Source organism: Flavobacterium sp. LK-23 (genome assembly GCF_058135255.1).
The window spans coordinates 173517-194707 of record NZ_JBYUVT010000009.1 but is presented as its reverse complement, the minus strand read 5'-3'; the positions used below and the strand labels follow the sequence as shown (position 1 = coordinate 194707).

24 protein-coding genes and 1 tRNA gene are annotated in these 21191 nt (G+C 33.5%); 14 read left to right on the top strand and 11 right to left on the bottom strand.

The features are described from left to right. Positions 1-2 precede the first annotated feature (2 nt). From AC3Y25_RS15325 to idi, 6 genes are all read right to left on the bottom strand, one after another. A tRNA-Thr gene (locus AC3Y25_RS15325) sits at positions 3-76 on the bottom strand. A gap of 76 nt (positions 77-152) precedes the next feature. Further along, complete coding sequence (locus AC3Y25_RS15320) at positions 153-419, bottom strand: hypothetical protein (RefSeq protein ID WP_111364281.1); 267 nt, start codon at positions 417-419, stop codon at positions 153-155. A gap of 57 nt (positions 420-476) precedes the next feature. Continuing rightward, on the bottom strand, positions 477-1445 hold the full coding sequence (locus AC3Y25_RS15315) for a type I phosphomannose isomerase catalytic subunit (RefSeq protein ID WP_489903318.1): 969 nt from the start codon (positions 1443-1445) through the stop codon (positions 477-479). A 56-nt stretch (positions 1446-1501) separates the two neighbouring features. Continuing rightward, complete coding sequence (locus tag AC3Y25_RS15310; RefSeq protein WP_250837373.1) at positions 1502-1960, bottom strand: peroxiredoxin; 459 nt, start codon at positions 1958-1960, stop codon at positions 1502-1504. A gap of 3 nt (positions 1961-1963) precedes the next feature. Further along, complete coding sequence (locus AC3Y25_RS15305; RefSeq protein WP_248728184.1) at positions 1964-2374, bottom strand: 6-carboxytetrahydropterin synthase; 411 nt, start codon at positions 2372-2374, stop codon at positions 1964-1966. Between the two features lie 20 nt (positions 2375-2394). Beyond that, the gene (gene idi / locus AC3Y25_RS15300; RefSeq protein WP_489903317.1) at positions 2395-2922 is read right to left on the bottom strand and encodes an isopentenyl-diphosphate Delta-isomerase; all 528 of its coding nucleotides are present in this window, start codon (positions 2920-2922) and stop codon (positions 2395-2397) included. A gap of 294 nt (positions 2923-3216) precedes the next feature. On the opposite strand from idi, the gene msrB reads away from it, so the two are divergent. From msrB to AC3Y25_RS15275, 5 genes are all read left to right on the top strand, one after another. After that, a complete protein-coding gene (gene msrB / locus AC3Y25_RS15295) occupies positions 3217-3771 on the top strand; it encodes a peptide-methionine (R)-S-oxide reductase MsrB (RefSeq protein WP_428237185.1) in 555 nt (184 codons plus the stop codon). A gap of 7 nt (positions 3772-3778) precedes the next feature. Further along, a complete protein-coding gene (gene msrA / locus AC3Y25_RS15290) occupies positions 3779-4384 on the top strand; it encodes a peptide-methionine (S)-S-oxide reductase MsrA (protein WP_489903316.1) in 606 nt (201 codons plus the stop codon). 183 nt (positions 4385-4567) lie between these two features. After that, positions 4568-5020, top strand: a complete 453-nt coding sequence (locus AC3Y25_RS15285) for a carboxymuconolactone decarboxylase family protein (protein WP_489903315.1) — start codon at positions 4568-4570, stop codon at positions 5018-5020. An 81-nt stretch (positions 5021-5101) separates the two neighbouring features. After that, positions 5102-5440, top strand: a complete 339-nt coding sequence (locus AC3Y25_RS15280) for a YciI family protein (RefSeq protein ID WP_073408983.1) — start codon at positions 5102-5104, stop codon at positions 5438-5440. 63 nt (positions 5441-5503) lie between these two features. Then, the gene (locus tag AC3Y25_RS15275) at positions 5504-6748 is read left to right on the top strand and encodes an RNA polymerase sigma factor (protein WP_489903314.1); all 1245 of its coding nucleotides are present in this window, start codon (positions 5504-5506) and stop codon (positions 6746-6748) included. A gap of 207 nt (positions 6749-6955) precedes the next feature. Here the strand turns inward: AC3Y25_RS15275 and AC3Y25_RS15270 are convergent, their stop codons facing one another. Next, a complete protein-coding gene (locus AC3Y25_RS15270; protein WP_489903313.1) occupies positions 6956-7393 on the bottom strand; it encodes an META domain-containing protein in 438 nt (145 codons plus the stop codon). 262 nt (positions 7394-7655) lie between these two features. On the opposite strand from AC3Y25_RS15270, the gene AC3Y25_RS15265 reads away from it, so the two are divergent. Beyond that, positions 7656-9068, top strand: coding sequence for an aminopeptidase P N-terminal domain-containing protein (locus tag AC3Y25_RS15265; protein ID WP_489903312.1), 1413 nt, complete (start codon positions 7656-7658; stop codon positions 9066-9068). 177 nt (positions 9069-9245) lie between these two features. Next, positions 9246-10205 (top strand): quinone oxidoreductase family protein, encoded by a 960-nt coding sequence (locus AC3Y25_RS15260; RefSeq protein WP_489903311.1) that lies wholly within the window; start codon positions 9246-9248, stop codon positions 10203-10205. 95 nt (positions 10206-10300) lie between these two features. Here the strand turns inward: AC3Y25_RS15260 and AC3Y25_RS15255 are convergent, their stop codons facing one another. The 3 genes from AC3Y25_RS15255 to AC3Y25_RS15245 form a co-directional block, all read right to left on the bottom strand. Beyond that, positions 10301-11386: a DUF6630 family protein gene (locus AC3Y25_RS15255; protein WP_489903310.1), complete on the bottom strand. Its 1086-nt coding sequence runs from the start codon at positions 11384-11386 to the stop codon at positions 10301-10303. 20 nt (positions 11387-11406) lie between these two features. Further along, positions 11407-12108 (bottom strand): SMI1/KNR4 family protein, encoded by a 702-nt coding sequence (locus AC3Y25_RS15250; RefSeq protein WP_489903309.1) that lies wholly within the window; start codon positions 12106-12108, stop codon positions 11407-11409. Positions 12109-12182: 74 nt separating this feature from the next. Beyond that, positions 12183-13742: an NAD(P)/FAD-dependent oxidoreductase gene (locus tag AC3Y25_RS15245; protein ID WP_489903308.1), complete on the bottom strand. Its 1560-nt coding sequence runs from the start codon at positions 13740-13742 to the stop codon at positions 12183-12185. A gap of 99 nt (positions 13743-13841) precedes the next feature. Between AC3Y25_RS15245 and AC3Y25_RS15240 the strand changes: the two genes are divergently transcribed. Both AC3Y25_RS15240 and AC3Y25_RS15235 read left to right on the top strand, forming a co-directional pair. Next, the gene (locus AC3Y25_RS15240; protein WP_489903307.1) at positions 13842-15074 is read left to right on the top strand and encodes a PDDEXK-like family protein; all 1233 of its coding nucleotides are present in this window, start codon (positions 13842-13844) and stop codon (positions 15072-15074) included. 71 nt (positions 15075-15145) lie between these two features. Further along, positions 15146-15385: a hypothetical protein gene (locus AC3Y25_RS15235; RefSeq protein WP_250837385.1), complete on the top strand. Its 240-nt coding sequence runs from the start codon at positions 15146-15148 to the stop codon at positions 15383-15385. Positions 15386-15537: 152 nt separating this feature from the next. On the opposite strand, the gene recQ is transcribed toward AC3Y25_RS15235, so the two are convergent. After that, on the bottom strand, positions 15538-17733 hold the full coding sequence (recQ, locus tag AC3Y25_RS15230; RefSeq protein ID WP_489903306.1) for a DNA helicase RecQ: 2196 nt from the start codon (positions 17731-17733) through the stop codon (positions 15538-15540). A gap of 86 nt (positions 17734-17819) precedes the next feature. Between recQ and AC3Y25_RS15225 the strand changes: the two genes are divergently transcribed. From AC3Y25_RS15225 to AC3Y25_RS15205, 5 genes are all read left to right on the top strand, one after another. Next, on the top strand, positions 17820-18785 hold the full coding sequence (locus tag AC3Y25_RS15225) for a KpsF/GutQ family sugar-phosphate isomerase (RefSeq protein WP_489903305.1): 966 nt from the start codon (positions 17820-17822) through the stop codon (positions 18783-18785). Then, positions 18785-19600 (top strand): twin-arginine translocase subunit TatC, encoded by an 816-nt coding sequence (tatC, locus tag AC3Y25_RS15220; RefSeq protein WP_095929369.1) that lies wholly within the window; start codon positions 18785-18787, stop codon positions 19598-19600. The genes AC3Y25_RS15225 and tatC overlap by 1 nt, the downstream gene beginning before the upstream one ends. Further along, on the top strand, positions 19593-19943 hold the full coding sequence (locus AC3Y25_RS15215) for a carboxymuconolactone decarboxylase family protein (RefSeq protein ID WP_144217757.1): 351 nt from the start codon (positions 19593-19595) through the stop codon (positions 19941-19943). The genes tatC and AC3Y25_RS15215 overlap by 8 nt, the downstream gene beginning before the upstream one ends. Positions 19944-20103: 160 nt before the next feature. Continuing rightward, positions 20104-20844 carry an LPS export ABC transporter ATP-binding protein gene (gene lptB, locus AC3Y25_RS15210; RefSeq protein WP_029272155.1) on the top strand — a complete coding sequence of 247 codons (741 nt, stop codon included), beginning with the start codon at positions 20104-20106 and terminating at the stop codon, positions 20842-20844. Between the two features lie 87 nt (positions 20845-20931). Continuing rightward, positions 20932-21153, top strand: coding sequence for a DUF5808 domain-containing protein (locus AC3Y25_RS15205; RefSeq protein ID WP_095929367.1), 222 nt, complete (start codon positions 20932-20934; stop codon positions 21151-21153). Positions 21154-21191: the final 38 nt, after the last annotated feature.

Here is a 21191-nt window from a genome sequence, read left to right as displayed (position 1 = left end):
TGAGCCGATAGAGGGACTCGAACCCACGACCTGCTGATTACAAATCAGCTGCTCTAGCCAGCTGAGCTACATCGGCGTCATTACGGGTGCAAATATAAAGCGGTTTTTCAATTTCCCAAAATAAATTTGCACTTTTTTACACTTTTTTTTGCTTATAAAGCGTTGATTTTTTCAATCAATTGATTAGCAGCTTGTTCTAATTCAACATTAATTTGCTTGAAGTGTGCTTTTTTATTTTCAACGTTCTTTGCGTTCACTTTTGTAATCAAAGTATCGAATGCAGCGATAGCTTCATCGACCAAAGCATTCGTTTCTGGAGTAGGATTTCCTGTTGTTGACATCTCAAACAAGTAAACTGCCTCAATAATATCTCCTAATACGAAGTTGATGTCTTTCTTTAAATTCTTAACGTTTGCCATTTTTCTTATTATTTTAATTTGCGTCTGCAAAAGTACATATTATCTTTAAATTTAATGCTAAGAAATGTAAATTTCTAAAATTGAAGCTTTTCCGCTCAAATTAAATGCATTTATCGCAGCTGGAATTAAGACAGTATCTCCTTTAATATAAGTATGCTTAAATCCGTCATATTCGATTTCGAAGCTTCCTTCAATACACATATAAACCGTAAATGTTTCTCCGTTCTTAACTACTTCCACTTTGTCTTCTAAAGGAAGGAAATTAGTTGTAAAATAAGGACAGTCAACAACAGTATTTGAAGTATTTACTTTAGACTCATATTTTTTCTGCGTATCAACTTTATTATAGTTAATGGCATCTAATGCAAGATCAACATGCAATTCTCTTTTATTTCCTTGCGCATCTACACGATCAAAATCGTATAAACGATATGTAATATCAGAAGTCTGCTGAATTTCGGCAACTACTAATCCAGCTCCAATTGCGTGAACCGTTCCAGTTTCTAAGAAGAAAACATCTCCCGATTTTGCTTTTACATCATCTAAGATCGAAACCAAAGTATTATCATGCAAATGTTTCAAATATTCTTCTTTGCTAGAATCTTCTTTAAAACCCACAATAATTCTAGCATCAGCATCGGCCTGCATTACGTACCACATTTCAGTCTTTCCAAATGAATTATGACGTTCTTTAGCCAATTTATCGTTTGGATGCACCTGAATAGAAAGATCTTCTCGTGCATCTAGGTATTTAAAAAGCAACGGAAATTGTTTTCCGAATCTTTCATAAACTTTAGTTCCTAAAATCGCATCTGGTGTTTCATCAATCAAATCCATTAACGATTTTCCTTTTAAAACTCCATTTGCAACTACACTCACATCGCCTTGTACAGTAGACAATTCCCAGCTTTCGCCAGTAATTTTAGAAACGATTGGTTTATTTAAAATAGTTTTTAATTTTTCTCCTCCCCAGATTCTTTCTTTTAAAATCGGTTCAAATTGCAAAGGGTATAGATTTTGGCTCATGTTTTTAGGCTAATATATTTGTTTAATTAATTCTAATTTGATACTATTTTGGTAATCTACGATACTAATTCTTGAACAATTTCTAAGGCTTTCGGTATATGTTTTGCAGCATTTGCACTGTCAAATATCGAAATTAGCAAACCATTTTTATCAATTATATAGGTAACGCGTCCTGGCAGAAGTCCGAACAAATTATTGCGGACACCAAAAAGTTTTCTTAATCTTTTATCTTGATCAGAAAGCAAAATAAAAGGTAATTTGTGTTTAGCTGCAAATTTATGATGTGATTTTACACTATCGCTGCTAATACCAATTACCTCAGCTCCTAAATCTTTAAAATCTTCGTATTGATCCCGAAAACTGCAAGCTTCAGTTGTACAACCAGGCGTATTATCTTTTGGATAAAAGTAAATTACCACTGGCTTTCTTCCTAAAACGCTTTGGCTTTCAAAAAGTTCTCCATTGTTGTCTTTCGCAGTAAAATTCGGAACTATATCTCCTATTTTTAATGACATTTTTTATTCTCCTTTATAAGTTACAAAATTTCGTTCCGTTTCGTTCAGTACCACTTCAAGATCAAAGTCGGTATGAATTCGTTGTCTAATTTTATTCCATATCACAACAGCAATATTCTCTGCGGTCGGATTCAAATCTGCAAATTCAGGAACATCCAAATTCAGATTTTTGTGATCAAACGGAATTTCTACTTCTTCTCGTATAATATCCGCCAATACTTTCACATCTAAAACAAAACCAGTTTCCGGGTCAATTTTTCCTGTAACACTTACTGTTAAACCATAATTATGACCATGAAAGTTCGGGTTATTGCATTTTCCAAAAACGGCATCGTTTTTTTCAAATGACCAATCCTTTCGATGCAATCGATGTGCCGCATTAAAATGCGCTTTTCTTGATATGGTTACTCTCATTTATGCTTCTGGTTAGTTGGCTATAATTTATGGTCTTCTAGATAATGATCAAATTCATCAAAAATTATCTTAAACCATACGGTATAAATTTCGGGCTGTTTTTCAATATCTGCTTTAACATCTTCAATACTCATCCATTTCCAGTCTTCTACTTCGTCTGGATTTATGTTTGGTTCTTCATTATAATAACCAATCATAACATGGTCCAGTTCATGTTCTGTCAAACCGTTATCAAAAGGTGCTTTGTATATAAAGTGAAACAACTCTTTCAATTCGGCTTTAAAACCCATTTCTTCAAACAATCTGCGGGTTCCCGCTTCGATGTTGGTCTCTCCCTCTCTCTGATGACTGCAGCAAGTGTTTGTCCAAAGCAACGGAGAGTGGTATTTATGATGAGCACGCTGTTGCAACATAATTTCGTTTTTACTATTCAAAATAAAAACCGAAAAGGCACGGTGCAAAAGCGCTTTTTCATGTGCTTCTAATTTTGGCATTAAGCCAATCTGTTCATCGTTTTGATTAACTAATATTACGTTTTCTTCTGTCATAAGGCTTCTTAAGCAAACAAAAATACGAAAAAAGAAATGGCTTAAAAATGCTAATTCAGCTTGTCTAAAAGTAACCCTCTGACCAAATTTCTATTTTACTGATTTACAATATTATAATTTATGCTAAAAATTTAAAAGCTGTTAAAATTAAGACATAAAAACTACATTGTCTTCTTTTACGTAACTAATAAAAAGTTAAAACACACTTAAAAAAATCTCAATAATAATAAACACTGTAATTTGAAGCTAATTCTCAACGTATCTTTGATATACAGATTAATCTACTAAGAACTTATGAAATCTAAAAACCTAATTTTCAGCCTCTGTTTTTTGATTCCGCTTTTTATTTTTCAGGCCTGCGGACAAAACACAAAAAAACAAACTGCAAAAACAGCCGTTATGGAAAATAAAATCAGTAAACCCGGAAATCCTTATTATTCAAATACCGACACCACAAAACTTAACGTAAGCAACGCCGAATGGAAAAAGGTTCTTCCAGCAGATGTGTATGCCGTAATGCGTGAAGCCGATACCGAAAGACCTTTTACAGGCAAATATTGGAATACCGATGAAAAAGGAACTTATTACTGTGCTTCATGCGGTAATTTGCTTTTTAGATCGACAGCCAAATTTTCGAGCACTTGCGGATGGCCGAGTTTCTTTGAACAGGAAAACAAAAAAAGCATTGTTTTTAAAGAAGATAATTCACTTGGAATGGAAAGAACCGAAACCCTTTGCGGACGCTGCGGCGGACATTTAGGACACATCTTTGACGATGGTCCCGAACCAACCGGAAAACGCTACTGCATGAATTCGATTGCTCTTGATTTTATTCCTGACAATAAATAATCACAAAATGAAAAATATACTTTTAATATGTCTTTTTGTGCTTTCGCTAAATGGCATTTCGCAAAATAAAAAGGCAAATCTAGAAACTATTACACTTGGCGGAGGATGTTACTGGTGCGTTGAGGCTGTTTACGAAAATCTGAACGGAGTAAAATCTGTTGTTTCTGGATTTTCAGGAGGAAAAGTCGCAAATCCGACTTACGAAGAAGTTTGTACAGGAGAGACAGGTCACGCCGAAGTGGTTCAGATTACTTTCGACAAAAATGTAACTGATATTAATGAAATCTTCAAAGTCTTTTTTACCGTTCACGATCCGACAACTTTAAATCGTCAGGGAGCCGATGTTGGAACGCAATATCGTTCTGTTATTTTCTACAAAAACGAAGAACAGAAAAAAGCCGCTCAAAGCATTATTGCCGACCTCAACAAAGCTAAAGTGTACAACAATCCAATTGTGACAAAAGTTGAGCCGTTCAAAGCTTTTTATAAAGCCGAAGATTATCATCAAAATTATTATGCAAACAATAAAAATCAGCCGTATTGCAAAATGGTCATTCAGCCTAAAATAGAAAAGTTTGAAAAGGTTTTCAAAGATAAACTCAAAAAGAAATAAAGCTTAAAATGATATTATTCTAAAACCGTCCAAAAAAATGGACGGTTTTTTTTATTTCATAAACCCGCATAAAAACAGGCATTTTCTCTTAATCGAAAAATAATTCTATTTTTTTTCATCTTTTTTGTCCAATCCCGAAAGTTCGATTGTTATTAGGGTATAAACAATTAAAAAACATACATTATGGAAACTAGACTTAATTTATTCGAACAAGGTCAAAAAGCAGTTAGCACATTATTTGGAATTAGCGGTTATTTGAAAAAAGCGACAATCGAATCGTCTCTTATGGAATTAATCAATTTCAGAATCTCTCAAATCAACAACTGCGGTTATTGTTTAGACATGCATTCTAAAGAAGCTTTAGCTGCTGGAGAAACAACACAACGTTTATTTGGATTAAGCGTTTGGAGAGAAGCTCCTTATTATACAAAAAGAGAAAGAGTTGCTTTGGCTCTGGCAGAAGCTGTAAATGCCTGCGATGTTCCAGACGATATTTATGAAATTGCAAAAGCTGAATTTACAGAACAAGAATTAATTGATCTTACGCTTGCCGTTGCTGCAATTAACGCTTGGAATCGCCTAAACATTACTTTTGCCAACACGCCAGGAACTTACAGAGTGGGACAATTCGGGTAAGTCGTAATTGATTTTATTCTCTAAAAACAATTAACTTTATAAAACTTAAAAGCAGATTATTCAATTATAAAACATAAAAAAATGAATGAGTTTTTATTGATTTTCAGAAGAGATTTTAAAACAAAAGAAACCCAGCCATCTCCAGAAGAATTGCAACAGCATTTACAGCAATGGCAAAACTGGTTTGGAAGTTTGGCTGCTCAGGATAAACTAGCAAGACCCTTACAGCGCTGGGACGGACAAGGAAAACTTGTAAATTCGAATAAAGGGATTACCGACGGACCTTTTGTTGAAATTAAAGAATCAATTGGCGGTTTAATCATTATTAAAGCCAAAGATTACGACGAAGCTGCTGAAATTGCACAAGGATGTCCCGTTTTAAATTTTGGCGGAAATGTCGAAATTAGAATGGCGGTTTAGATTTTTGAACTAACTTATATAAAAATGCCTTTGTATCTTTACTTAGGCATTTTTCCTTAAAATATGGAGCACAAAGAACTTATTCCCAATTTATTCAGAACCGAATATCAAAAAATAGTTTCAGTTCTCTGCAGCTTATTTGGAATTCAGCATATTGAAATTGCAGAAGATATTGTAAGCGACACTTTTCTAACCGCTTCAGAAACTTGGGCCATTAAAGGAATACCAGAAAATCCAAGCGCGTGGCTGTACACGGTTGCCAAAAACAAAACAAAAAACTACCTGAAAAGAAACAATGTTTTTGAAACCAAAATAGTTACCGAAATAAAACACAATACTCCATTAAACAATCCTGAAATCGACCTTGATTTATCTGATCAAAATATTGCTGATAGTCAACTCGCAATGATATTTACGGTTTGCAATCCCTGCAATTCTGAAGAAGCTCAAATTGCCCTTGCCTTAAATTTATTATGCGGTTTTGGAGTTGGTGAAATCTCTGATGCTTTCCTTTCTAATAAAGAAGTGATTTACAAAAGGATAAATCGCGCCAAAGAAAAACTGAAGGAAGAAAACATAAAAATTCAGCATCCGAATAACGCTGAAATAAAAGACAGGATACAAACCGTTCTCAAAACTATTTACCTGCTTTATTCTGAAGGCTACTACTCTATTTCGCAAAATACCACTTTACGAAAAGACCTTTGCACCGAGGCTATGCGTCTAACTTATTTATTAATTCAAAACGAAAGCACCAATCTGCCACAAACCAATGCTTTAATGGCTTTGATGTGTTTTCATTCGTCAAGATTTGATGCCCGAACGGGTTTAAATGGAGAAATTATTTTATATGAAGATCAAGATCAATCACTTTGGAATCAGGAATTAATAGATAGAGGAGCTTATTTTCTAAGTCAGTCTTCAACTGGAACTTCACTTTCCAAATACCACTTAGAAGCTGGAATTGCGTATTGGCATACTATTAAAAAAGAAACAATAGAGAAATGGGAAAATATTCTGGAGCTCTACAACAATCTGATCATTTTAGAATATTCACCAATTGTGGCTTTAAACAGAACTTATGTCTTATCTAAAGTAAAAGGCAAAGAAGAAGCCATCAAAGAAGCTGAAAAACTAAATTTAACCGATAATCACTTTTATTATTCCTTACTTGGAAATCTTTATTCTGAAGTTGATACAAAAAAATCGTTACAGCATTTCGAAACCGCATTTGGTTTAGCAAAAACGACATCCGACAAAAACATTATCAGCAAAAACATCGAACATTTGAAGTGGAAAACAATTTAGCTTTTTTAAGCTCCAGAGGAACAAAATATTTATAGAAAAGAATAAGCTCTGGAAGAGCGAAATATTTATAGCAAAAATATAAATGTCTACAGCATAAAGCTCCGGAGGAGCGACATATTTATATCAAAAAAATGAATTTTATAACATTTCATCCAACAAAAAAGCTGTCCTTTTGAGACAGCTTTTTTTTTATTTTGATTTTGAATACTATTGCTTTGCTACTTTTTTAAATCTCATCATTGGCACATCGCCTTGAATTAAATTTAATTTGCCATCTTTATCAATAGAATAACTTGTAATTAGCCTGATTTGTTTTAAAAACTGCTGTTCTCCACCACCTTCACAAAACATCATTGTAGTTGGTCCCTCTTCTCCAAAAGTCAAAGACTTTCCTTTTAGGGTATAAGATGCGCTGTAACCATTACATCCGTTATTTCCATACACTTTTGTTTCTTTTTGATCGAAAGTAAGCTGTGGTTTTTTATTCGGATATAATCCTTCAAAAGCAATTCTTGGTCCAGAGATATATTCTAACTCCCACGTCGTGCCAAATAAATCACCTTCATTAGAAGCAGATTTTGATGCTGTACATGAAGCAAATAATAGCGTTAAAACTGAAAGGACGGCAAATGTGTATTTTTTCATAAAAATGTTTTTTTTAAGATTTATAATTTGTTTTGTTTTTTGAACTAAAATAATTCTATAAAATCCTATTCTCAATATTCATGCTCAGTTACAGCTTTTCTTAAGTTTAAATTTTATCCGAAGCCGTTATTTTCTGTCTCTAAGTTACTACAAATTATTTAAAGTTTTATAGCCCAGATGTTTAAAATAAAACAAGTGACACTATTTTTTTTGTAATTTGCATCAATCAAAAAGACCAAAATCATCAATAAAAAACCAAAAAATGAAACAATTCCTATTTTTGTTTGTATTTGCATTGACCACTTCGTTTGTTCAATCGCAAGAAAACCTCCCAACAGATTATCTCACAAAAGAATTTCATCAAGGACGACGCGAAGCTTTTAGAGCTTTAATGCCTGCCAATTCTGTCGCAGTTGTTTTTTCTTATCCCGAAAGAGTTTTTTCTAGAGATATCGATTACAATTACCACGCAAATCCTGATATGTATTATTTATCAGGATACAAAGAACCAGATGCTATTTTATTAATTTTTAAAGAAGCACAAGGCACCGAAAGGTATAATGAAGTTCTTTTTGTTAGAGAAAAAAATGCAAATCGCGAAATGTGGACAGGAAGACGTTTAGGAATTGAAGGCGCTAAATCAAAGCTTGGCTTTACAACTGTTTATAACGGAAAAGATTTTAACGCGTTTGCTATTGATTTCTCAAAATTCGATAAAGTTATCTACGATGAATTCCCGACAGATGCAAAAGAAAGCGACCATCCGGACAATCTATATGCATTGCTGAAATCATTTAAATCTAAAGCAGGAATTACAAAAGCAAATGAAGATTCAACAAATTTATTCTCTAAAATTACCAGTTCTCTTCGCGAAATAAAAACGCCAGAAGAACTTGTCTTGATGCGCAAAACGGTAAAACTTTCGTGCATTGCACACAACGAAGTTATGAAAGCTGTAGGTCCAGATATGAGCGAAAATGAAGTTGACGGAATTCATGCTTACATTCATAAACATTACGGTGCAGAAGCCGAAGGTTATGGCCCAATTGTGGGAGCTGGAGCAAACGGATGCATCTTACATTATTGGGAAAACAACGCCACAAAAATTGACAATCAATTACTACTAATGGATGTTGGCTCTGAGTATCACGGTTATTCTGCGGACGTAACTAGAACAATTCCGGCAAACGGAAAATTTACTGAAGAACAAAAAGCGATTTATCAAATCGTATATGACGCTCAAGAAGCTGTTTTTAAAATCTGCAAAGAGGGAACTCCGCTAGTAGCTTTAAACGAAACCGCCAAAGATGTTATAGCCAAAGGTTTGATTAAATTGGGAATTATTACAGATCCAAAAGATGTAAGATTATATTATCCTCACAGCTGTTCACACTTTCTTGGTTTAGATGTTCATGACAAAGGAACTTACAACGGGCCTCAAACTCTTATAAAAGAAAACATGATTCTTACTGTTGAACCTGGAATTTATATTCCAGCAAACAGCAAGTGCGATAAAAAATGGTGGAATATTGGCGTTCGTATCGAAGATGATATTTTAATGCTTAAAGATTCGTACGAAAACCTTTCTGTAGATTCTCCTAGAAAATGGCAAGATATAGAAGCTTTAGCCAAACAAAAAAGCACTTTTAATGATATGAAGTTTCCTAAGATCTAATTCGTTTCATTTTAGCCACAGATTAAAAGGATTATTAAGATTTTTAAATTAAAAACAAAAAAAATCTGTGTAAATCTTTTTAATCTGTGGCGAATAAAAAATAAACCAAAGCCTCAATTATTTTGAGGCTTTTTCTTTTGATTTTTCCCGAACTTTACATTCTTAAATTACTCAAAAATGAAAGCACTTACTTTTTCTTCTTTTGGAGAATCAAATGTTTTAGAATATATAGAAATCCCTAATCCACAATTAAAACCAGACGAAATTTTAGTCGAGATGAAAGCCATCGGACTAAATTTTGCCGATGTTTACCGCAGAAAAGGAAATTATCATTTAAAAGGAAATCCGCCTTTTATTGCAGGTTATGAGGGCGCAGGAATTGTGGTCGATGCCAACAATCATCCGGAATACAAAGTTGGTGATCGTGTGGCTTTTGCCGATGCTCCATTTGCCAATGCAGAATTGGTTGCCGTAAATGTAAATCACATTATTCCATTATCTGAGAATATTTCTTTTGAAACTGCCGCTTCTGTTTTGCTTCAAGGTTTAACCGCTCACTATCTTGCTACAGACAGTCACAAAACCCAAAAGGGAGAAACTGTTTTAATACATGCGGTTGCTGGCGGAGTTGGGCAGCTATTAACTCAAATCAGTAAACTTTTGGGTGCAACGGTTATCGGTTTAACCTCATCTGCAGAAAAAGCAAAGATCGGATTTGAACAAGGTGCAGATCATGTTTTTCTTTACAATGAAGATTGGAAATCACAAGTTTTTAAAGTTCTTCCAAACGGTGTCGATGCAGTTTATGACAGTATTGGAAGCACTTTAATGGATAGCTTTGAAATCACCAAAGAATGTGGACAAGTCGTTTTCTTCGGAATGGCGGGCGGAGATCCAGCACCTGTAGATCCTAGAATACTTATGGACGGTTCTAAAACTTTAACCGGAGGCGATTTATGGAGTTACTTAAATTCTAAAGAAGAACGAATTAAGCGAGCAACCCAGTTATTCGATTGGATTATAGAAGGAAAGATCAAACTTTCTGAACCAACTTCTTTTAAATTATCAGAAGGAAAATTGGCTCATGATTTTCTAGAAAGCAGAAAAAGCACTGGGAAAATTATTTTGATTCCTTAATTTTTTTTAGCCACGAATTGCACAAATTTTCACTAATTTTTTCTCTTTGGATTAAAATTAAATCGTGAAAATTTGTGCAATTCATGGCTAAAATATCATAACTGATCTACTTCAATTTTAGTAATTTCAGATAATTCTAAAATTCTGCTAACATCTTCTTTATTGGCTACAAAAAACAAATAATTATCTCCATTTGTATTGTAACTCATTAATTCGAAACCGCGTTTTTCTAGAGCTGATTGAATATAAGGAAACAAATCATGACTATAGGTTTCTTCCGGATATTCGAAATTAAGATCTTCGCCAATCATTTCAGAAATGAAATACTCAGCATCTTCAGGATCAAATTTCCAGTCGCTGTTCCAGGCATCAATACTCTCAAAGAAATCAAAATGACCATCAACAATATCGTGATATTCATTTGTTCCTTTTTGATAGTCTTTAAAGAGCTTTTTAGATTGTTTTTTTAGTTCTTTTTCTTCGATATTTTCTCTTGAAACTAATTTGATAAATTCTTCAAAAGTTTCTATAGTAGCTTGTTCACTTTCTACTAAATTTTCAGACGAAGGAAGTTCGACCGTTTCTGGAATTTCAATATTTAAATACTGACAGATTCCCTGTAAAACCAATTTAAAATCTCTAATTCCAATTGCTTCACTTTCATTCTTCGGATTATTTACATCCAAGATTTCGCTTTCCAACAATCCCTTTGTATAATCGAAGAAATGTCTTCCTGAATACAATATTTTAAAATCGTTTACTTCTAAACTATTGGTGCAGCAAAAAAAGATAACAAAGTTTTTTATCGAACGTTTAAAAAACTTTTTCTCCTCTGCGGTTGGTTCCGAATAAAACTGAATATGTATAAAATCATATTCTAAACCTTCTTGTATGGCTTCGTCTGAAAGAACTCCAATATTTACTTTTTTATAAAGCTCATTTAAAACTTCATACGAATTATTGAAACCTGCTTTTTTAATTTCTTCTTTTCCTTCTTCATGATCGAAAGAACTTGGAAAGAAAAATAAATTCACCATAACATCTTCTTGAATTCCTTTTACTTTAAATTCAAGGCTAGATTCTTGGTTATATAAATACGAATAAATGGGATCGACAACATCAAAAGAAATGATTGATTTTGGATCATTATTTCTGTTAAATAGATTGGAGAAAAAGCTCATAAAAATATCTTGTATAAAAACTAATCGTTTGAATATTTAAAACTCTGATTCATTTTATCAAAAGGAATCACTTCATTGACAATCGATTCTAATTCGAAATCTGTTAATAATCCTCTAGCCGATTCTACGATTTTTGGAGAAACATGTATTTCATAATCAATAATATCGCGTTCTAAAATAGCAGACAAAATTGTATTTTGCTGTTCTGTCAAATACTTTTTGTGCGATTTAAAAACCGATTCAATGTCGTTTCTAAATTCTTCATCAGTAAGTTCATTGTAAACATCTTGTTTCGACATATCGATCAATAAAACTTTGAAGATAAAGTCCTGAAGATTTTTTGCCAGATAATTCACTTCGTTCATATCATGCCAAACAAAAACGATCGGCACATCTCCATTATTTTCTTCGTTTAAAAAGAAACAATAATGATCGCCACCGCCACTTTTAGCGAACGGAATAAATTTAAATTCTGGATTTATCTTTCGATAATCTTCTGGATCTTGAAGTTCTTCTATTTCTTCTGCAACCGATTTTAAATTCAATGATTCAAAATCATACGAATGTAGAAGCAAAGGCGGATTCTCTTTTAAAGTAGGATAAACCTCTATATACCAATTTGGACCATATTCTCCGACATCAAGCATGCCGTCTGCGTATAACTGTTTGTATAAGAGCGGAAATTCAAATCCGTATTTTTTTTCGATTTCTTGTATTGTCATCTTTGGGGGAATATTCTATTAAAATCAGAATACTAAGATAACAATCTTTTCCTACATGAAAAGTGCGAAGCCAATTATTTCAGGGATTCCGCAATCATTAAAGCACATTTTTCGCCATCAATTGCAGCAGAAATAATTCCGCCCGCATAACCTGCACCTTCTCCGCAAGGATATAAACCTTTGATTTGCAAATGTTCTAAAGTCATAGGATCTCTCGGAATTCTAACCGGAGATGACGTTCTGCTTTCTGGCGCATGTAAAATGGCTTCGTTAGTTAAATAACCTCGCATCGATTTTCCAAAATCCTGAAATCCCTGACGCATAATCTGAGTTAGAAATCCTGGAAAAACCTGTCCCAATTCTACCGAAGTAGTCCCTGGCACATAAGACGTTTTCGGAATATCTGCAGAAACTTTACTTTGTGTAAAATCAATCATTCTTTGCGCTGGAACTTTTTGAGTTTGTCCAGCCAAATGCCAAGCTTTTTGTTCGATACTTTTTTGAAATTCCATTCCAGCCAAAGCGCCGAATTTGGCAAAAGGTTTGAAATCTTCTAATTTCAATTCGACTACAATTCCAGAATTTGCTGTTGACTGATCCCGTTTTGATGGTGACCAACCATTTGTAACCACTTCTCCTGGACTTGTAGCACATGGTGCAATTACTCCACCTGGACACATACAGAATGAGTACATTCCGCGACCGTTAACTTGTTTTACAATAGAATATGGTGCTGGCGGTAAATGTTCGCCACGGAAATCACAGCTGTATTGAATACTGTCGATTAATTCCTGAGCATGTTCTGCACGAACTCCCAAAGCAAAAGGTTTTGCTTCTATTAAAATTTTCTTTTTGTCTAATAATTCAAATATATCACGCGCCGAATGTCCTGTTGCCAAGATTAATTTATTGGCGTGAATTTTATCTCCGTTTTGCGTTACGATTCCTTCAACTTCATTGTTCTTTACTAAAATATCGCTTACACGAGTTTCGAATAAAACCTGACCACCAAATTCTCTAATTTTATTTCGGATATCTTCAATAATTTTAGGTAATTTATTAGTTCCAATGTGCGGATGCGCTTCTACCAAGATGTCTTCAGAAGCTCCAAAAGCTACTAAAAGTTCTAAGATTCTAGTTACATCACCTCGTTTTTTAGAACGCGTATATAATTTTCCATCAGAATACGTTCCTGCTCCGCCTTCGCCAAAACAATAATTAGAATCTTCGTTAACGATGTGTTCGCGATTTATCGCTTTTAAGTCGCGACGACGGCCTCGAACGTCTTTTCCGCGTTCTAAAACAATTGGCTTTAAACCTAATTCAATTAATTGCAGTGCCGCAAAAAGTCCAGCCGGACCAGCGCCAACCACAATAACTTCTTGTGCATTCGAAACGTCCTTATATATAGGAAGCTGAATTTTGGTTTCCTGAAAAGGTTCGCCTTTTAAATAAATAAGAACTTTCAAATTAATTTTAATCGCTTTCTGACGAGCATCAATAGAGCGTTTTAAAATTGAAACATGCTGAATTTCTTGAGCAGAAACTTTAATCTGCTTAGACAAATAGTCTTTTAGCAATGATTCGTTTGCAGCAATTTCTGGTGTTACTTGAAGTAAAAGTTCTTTAGGCATTTTGTCTTTTTTATTCTATTAGCTTTTCTTTCTATGAAAAGAAGATGCAAAAGTACTATTTTGAAATGAGAATATTTGTACGTTTGAAAAAACTAAAAAATGGAAATAAAAAATATCGAACACCTTTTACATAACGTTTCAATTATTGAAAAGAAATATGATTCACTTGCAGAAATTACTGGAGAACACTATAACGTATTTGATATATTAGGAAAAAGAAGTGATGAATTAGCTCATTCATCGATAATCTCAAATTTACTGAATGCAAAAGGCAAACATGGTCAAAAAGATTTATTTTTAAAATTGTTCATAGAAACTATACAAACTAAGTTCTTTCCAAATATTGCTAAACAATCATTTTTTCAAGATTTCAATACATTCGCAAGTAAAGCAATAACTGAAAAATTTGCAGGAGAAGTCAATGATGATGAAGGAGGCAGAATTGACATCATCATAAATCAAGGAAGTAACAATATTATTATTGAAAACAAAATTTATGCTAAAGATCAAAAATCACAGTTGTTAAGATATTACAATTATGATAAAAATGCGCCAATAATTTATTTAACATTGGACGGAAAAGATGCAAGCGAAAATTCAAAAAGAAATATAGAAAATGGACAAGAATACATTTGCATCTCATATGAACATGAAATAATCATTTGGATTGAAAAATGCATTGAAAAAATGGCTAACAAATCTATAATTAGAGAAACTTTAAATCAATATCTAAACCTAATAAAAACCATTACAAACCAATCAACAAATAATAATATGAGTGAAGAAATAAAAGATTTAATTAACCGAGACTTTAAATCCGCAAGTGAAATCGCAAAAAACTACGAAATGGCTAAAAATGACATTTGTAACAATGTAAGAGATACAGTTAAGTTAATTCTTGAATCAGAAATTGGTTATAAATATTTCATCACATATGCTAATAGCCAAATCTCACATAAAAACTCAAAAATATTTCTAGAATTAAAAGAATTCACTAATATCGGATTTTTTTTTGGCATCGAGCCTTTCAGCGGAATAGGCAATAAGGGGAGTGAATTATTTACAGGAATTCTTGACATTAACCAAAAGAACAAACAGTTTTTTGAAAAGTACAGCTCAAAAGGCAGCTGGTGGTTTGAAAAAATAACTTTTACACCTTTTGACGATTATAAAGTTGATTTTAGTGATGTTGATTTTTTAAGTCTTCTTGCAAACAATAAAAATAAGCAGATAGAATTAGCAGAAAATCTAGCAACTCAAACTATTGCCTATATCAATTCTCAAGAACAGTATCTTTTGAGAATTTGCAAAGAAATCACACAAAAAGTATAATTATATTAAAAAAATTATTTTAAAATTAACCTTTGCACCTTTGCAACTCTCAACCTTTGCACCTTAAAAAAATGTCTAGAAAAATAAAACTAATATGGGATTTCCGCGGACCAGCTTCTGCAAAAACTGCAGAACATCACGAGATCCATTTGAAAGAATATATAGTAATTGAAAAGCTACCTTTAAATATTACAGGATTTAAAATCATAGACGATATGTACGCCATAGCTTTTATGGTTGTAACCGACGAAAATATGATTCAAGTAAGAGATGCCTTGAAACCACATCGTGGGGAAGTTTATAGTGAATAAAATTCCAAAAAAGAAAATTCCAAATCCCAATTACTTAGAAAAATCTAAAATAAAAAATTCCAAATCCCAATGCTTTAGATTGCTTGGAATTTGGAATTTGTATTTTTTTAATGTTTTATTATTTTGGAATTTGGAATTTCTAAAATTGGAATTTAATTAGCCACCTCGCTAATAAACTTAATACGCATTAAACGTAATTCGTCAATATCGTAATCGCCATCAAATTCTTTTAAGGCATCTTCGATTTTATCAGATTCTGATTCCATGAAATAATCGTGGATTTCTTCCTGCTGATCATCATCAAGCATATCATCAATCCAATATTTAATATTTAATTTGGTTCCTGAATAAACGATTTGCTCCATTTCTTTAATCAGCGCATCCATTGAAAGTCCTTTCGCGGAAGCGATATCACTTAATGGAAGTTTTCTATCAATATTCTGAATGATATATAATTTATTAGCAGAATTTACTCCTGTAGATTTTACTACCAAATCGTCTGGGCGAATAATATCGTTATCGTCAACATAACGGCTGATTAAAGCAACAAATTCGCTTCCATATTTTTTAGCTTTTCCTTCACCAACACCATGAATATTGTATAATTCTTGAATTGTTATCGGATATTTTAAAGCCATATCTTCAATCGAAGGATCTTGGAAAACTACAAATGGAGGCACTCCAAGTTTTTTGGCTACTTTTTTACGAAGTTCACGAAGCATTCCAGTTAAAACCTCATCGGCAGTTCCAGAAGATTTTGATGATGTTACTATTGCTTCATCATCTGCTTCGCTGTATTCATGATCTTCAGACATCATAAATGAAACTGGCTTTTTGATAAAGTCAAGACCTTCTTGCGTAATTTTTATTACGCCATAAGTTTCAATATCTTTTGACAAAAGTCCTGTTACCAAAACTTGTCTCAATAAAGCCATCCAATATTTTTCGTCGTGGCCTGAACCTGAACCAAAATAAGGTTGTGTATCTGTTTTGTGCGCTTTAATAACAGCATTAATACGCCCTATTAAAGTAAAGACAATTTCTTTTGACTTGTAAATATGTTTTGTATCGCGAACAACTTCCAACAGCTTAACCACTTCTTCTTTGGCTTCTACTTTATGTTTTGGGTTACGAACGTTGTCGTCCAAATCGGCTCCTTCGCCTGTTTCGCTGTCAAATTCTTCACCGAAATAATGAAGAAGGAATTTTCTACGCGACATTGAAGTTTCGGCGTAAGCTACAACTTCCTGTAAAAGTGCAAAACCAATCTCTTGTTCAGCAACTGGTTTTCCAGACATAAATTTTTCCAGCTTTTCTACATCTTTATACGAGTAATAAGCCAAACAATGTCCTTCTCCGCCATCACGTCCTGCACGACCCGTTTCCTGATAGTAACTTTCTAATGATTTTGGAATGTCGTGGTGAATTACAAAACGAACATCTGGTTTATCAATTCCCATTCCGAATGCGATTGTTGCTACAACGACATCGACATCTTCCATCAAGAACATATCCTGATGTTTAGCCCGCGTTTTTGCATCTAAACCTGCATGATAAGGAACAGCGCTGATTCCGTTTACTTGTAACACTTCGGCAATCGATTCTACTTTTTTACGGCTTAAGCAGTAAATAATTCCAGATTTCCCTTTATGCTGTTTGATAAATCGAATAATATCCGATTCGATATTTTTTGTTTTTGTGCGAACTTCATAATATAAGTTCGGTCTGTTGAAAGACGCTTTAAAAGTATTGGCGTCTGACATATCCAAATTTTTCAGAATATCTTCCTGAACCTTTGGTGTTGCAGTTGCAGTAAGTCCAATAATAGGCACTTTCCCCAGCTGCTTAATTATATTTCTCAGATTTCTGTACTCTGGCCTAAAGTCATGTCCCCATTCTGAGATACAGTGTGCTTCATCGATAGCAACAAAAGAAATAGGTACACTTTGTAAAAAGGCTACATATTCTTCTTTTGTTAATGATTCGGGGGCGACATACAAAAGTTTAGTCAATCCAGACGTAATATCTTTTTTGACTTGCGCAATTTCTGTTTTAGTTAGGGAAGAATTTAATACATGTGCAATTCCATTCTCAGACGAAAGACTTCGAATTGCGTCAACCTGATTTTTCATCAAAGCAATTAAAGGAGAAACAACAATTGCTGTTCCTTCTTGAATTAAAGCTGGCAGTTGATAGCAAAGAGACTTTCCACCACCAGTCGGCATTATTACGAACGTATTCTTTCTGTCTAGGATACTCGTAATGACTTGCTCTTGCAAGCCTTTAAATTGGCTAAAGCCGAAATACTTCTTTAATTCTTTATGTATTTCAATTTCATTTGAATTCATTCTCTATATTAATGGTATTTTGTATAAATTTGCAACACATAAAGATACAACTTTCTTTTATACATACAAATTTTAAATATTCTGTTTTGATCACAAAAGAAAATATATTGGCGATTGCCAAGAAAACAATACTCTCTGAAAGTGAAGCAATTACAAAACTAATTGATTTTTTGGACGAAAATTTTTACGAAGCTGTCCAACGCATATACGAAACCAAAGGCCGTTTGATCGTAACGGGGATTGGAAAAAGCGCGATCATTGCACAAAAAATGGTGGCTACTTTTAATTCAACCGGAACTGCTTCTATGTTTTTACATGCCGCAGAAGCAATTCACGGCGACTTAGGAATGATTCAAAATGACGACATCATTATTTGCATTTCTAAAAGCGGAAATAGTCCAGAAATCAAAGTCCTTGTTCCTTTATTAAAAAGATTTGGAAACACCTTAATTGCTATTACAGGAAACACAACTTCATTTTTAGCAAAAGGTTCAGATTTGGTTTTAAACACAACTGTTGACACAGAGGCCTGCCCTATCAATTTAGCTCCGACAAATAGCACAACAGCACAGCTTGTAATGGGTGATGCTTTAGCCGTTTGTTTAATGGAGATGCGTGATTTTAAACCAGAAGATTTTGCAGTTTATCATCCAGGAGGTGCTTTAGGAAAAAAACTATTGCTTCGCGTAAAAGATATGATAGAAAACTCACTAAAACCAGCTGTATCTCCTGATACATCTGTCAAAAAAGTGATTTTTGAAATCTCTGAAAAAAGATTAGGAGTTACTGCAGTAATTGAAGACAATAAAATTGTTGGAATTATTACCGATGGAGACATCCGAAGAATGCTAAACGACGTAGATACTATTGCGGACTTAACTGCAAGGGATATTATGTCTAAAAATCCAAAAGTAGTTTCGTCTGAAACTATGGCTGTCGATGCTTTAAATATTTTAGAAGACTACTCTATTACACAGCTAATTGTTTCTGACGAAGGAACGTACAAAGGCGTTTTACATTTACATGACATTTTAAAAGAAGGAATCGTATAATGGCAAAAAAAAATCTTGGCGAAATGTCATTTTTGGATCATCTTGAAGAACTAAGATGGTTATTGGTTAGAAGTACACTTGCAACATGCATCATGGCATTTGTTACTTATTTTATTAGTGATTATTTATTTGATCAAATTATTTTAGGTCCGATAAGACCAACATTCTTTACCTATGTTTGGTTTTGCGACTTATCGCATCAGCTAGGTTTTGCTGATAGCATTTGCATCACCGAACTGAATTTTATCATTCAGAATACTGAAATGGAAGGTCAGGTTAACATCTTTGTATGGATGTGTCTTCTGGCTGGTTTCATCTTGAGTTTCCCTTATATTTTATGGGAAATCTGGAAATTTATCAGTCCGGCTCTTTATGAGAAAGAAAGAAAAAATGCGAAATTATTCATTTTTGTCTCTTCACTACTTTTCTTTTTAGGAGTATTATTTGGGTATTTTGTTGTAATTCCGATGTCGGTAAACTTCGTTGCTACTTTCTCCATAAGTGATGTGGTAAAAAACCAATTTACTCTAGAATCTTATATGGGAATGGTTAAAACGAGTATTCTTGGAAGCGCAATCTTTTTTGAACTTCCAATTGCTATTTATTTCTTAACAAAATTAGGATTAGTAACTCCTGAATTCTTAAGAAAGTATTGGAAATATGCTGTAGTCCTTATTTTGGTTATCGCAGCTATTGTTACACCTCCAGATGTAGTAAGTCAAACCATTGTAGCAATTCCGATGTTGATTATTTACGAAGTAAGTATTTTGATTTCGAAAGTTGTTTACAGAAATAAATTAAAAGAAAATGTCTGATATCATTCAAGAATTTAACGACTATCGTTCTAAAATGAACGAAAAACTGCTTGCCGACAATAATAAAATTGTAAAGAGAATTTTTAATCTTGACACTAACGCTTATGCTGAAGGCGCTCTTGATGTAAAAACAAAAGAACTTTTGGGTCTAGTAGCATCAACCGTTTTAAGATGTGACGACTGCGTAAAATACCATTTAGAAACCAGCTACAAAGAAGGCGTTTCTAAAGAAGAAATGATGGAAGCAATGGGAATCGCAACTCTAGTTGGAGGAACAATCGTAATTCCTCATTTAAGAAGAGCTTACGAATTCTGGGAAGCTCTTGAAGAAGCGGGAAAATAATTAGAGAATGAGATAATTAGTCCATTAGATAATTTTCATATGATATGTTAATTCGTTTAATTGATTAATTTATTTTATTTTATTTTGCCAACAGAGATAATAATTATCTCATTATCAAATTGACACATTATCTAATTAAGATATTATCTAATTAAAAAAAATGAAGCTAAGAGCCGATAATTTAATCAAAACTTATAAAGGACGTAGTGTTGTAAAAGGGATTTCTGTTGAAGTAAATCAAGGAGAAATCGTAGGGCTTTTGGGTCCGAATGGAGCTGGAAAAACAACGTCTTTTTACATGATTGTGGGATTGGTAAAACCAAATCAAGGAAACATCTATCTTGACGATTTGAACATTACTGATTACCCAATGTACAAACGTGCACAGCAAGGAATTGGTTATTTGGCACAAGAAGCTTCCGTATTTAGAAAATTAAGCATTGAAGATAATATCTTGAGCGTTTTACAATTGACTAAACTTTCTAAAGAAGAACAGATTGCTAAAATGGAAAGTTTAATCGAAGAATTCAGTTTAGAACACATTCGCACCAACCGTGGCGATTTACTTTCTGGAGGTGAGCGTCGTCGTACAGAGATTGCCCGTGCATTGGCAACCGATCCTAAATTTATTTTATTGGATGAACCTTTTGCAGGAGTTGACCCAGTTGCAGTTGAAGATATTCAGCGAATTGTAGCGCAATTGAAAAACAAAAACATCGGAATCTTAATTACCGATCACAACGTTCAGGAAACATTAGCGATTACCGACAAAACATACTTAATGTTTGAAGGAGGAATTCTTAAAGCAGGAGTTCCAGAAGAATTGGTAGAAGACGAAATGGTTCGTAGAGTTTATCTTGGACAAAACTTCGAGCTTCGTAAAAAGAAACTGGAATTTTAAGAAAGTTATATCTGAATGGTAAAAAGTAAAATGCAAATTTCTTTTTACCATTTTTTTTTTAATCTATGATTCTTAAAAAAATTACGAATGAAATCAGAAAAACCAACTCAGGAAGATTACGATAATTGGCATAAAGATCCAAAGAATTGGTATTTCTTCAACACCTGTTATTATAATCCGAAAGACAAAAGATTGCTTCCTCCCAAAAAGATTCAATGGATGGGTTATACTATAAATTTTGCCAATCCATATTCTGTAATGCTTCTATTACCTTTTATAATAATTGTTATTTTAGTTTTATTGAAATAAATTTAAAAAAGTATTCAGTAGTCAGTTTTGGACTGAGA